Source organism: Acinetobacter sp. 24-47-62, assembly GCF_056779765.1.
The window spans coordinates 1-299 of the sequence record NZ_JBWYIN010000048.1; the positions used below are offsets into that span (position 1 = coordinate 1).

General features: G+C 53.5%; 1 protein-coding gene. It reads right to left on the reverse strand.

Annotation, left to right across the window (positions count from 1 at the left end; translation table 11 throughout):
- Positions 1–299: phage baseplate assembly protein V (locus AC1M87_RS14830; RefSeq protein ID WP_481594129.1), on the reverse strand; the 299-nt coding region annotated here is incomplete at both ends.

Here is a 299-nt window from a genome sequence, read left to right on the forward strand (position 1 = left end):
CTTGACTGTCAAATCGGGTTGGGCTGCGTTGGGCTTCATGTAGGCGGCCCACCACAAAGGGACGGTCGATGTTGCCGTCAAAGAAGTCGATGACCACGATTTCATTGATTCGAGGGAGGAAGCGTGCGCCATAGCCTTCGCCTGCCCATGGGGTCAGTACATCGACCCAAGCTGAATCGGTGTCGTTGTTATTACTGCCTGCACCGCTATCAAATTGGTGGTCTTCTGCTCGGGTAAATAGGAAGCGTACTTTGATGCGTCCCCATTCATCGACATGGATTTCTTCTCCTGCAGGTCCC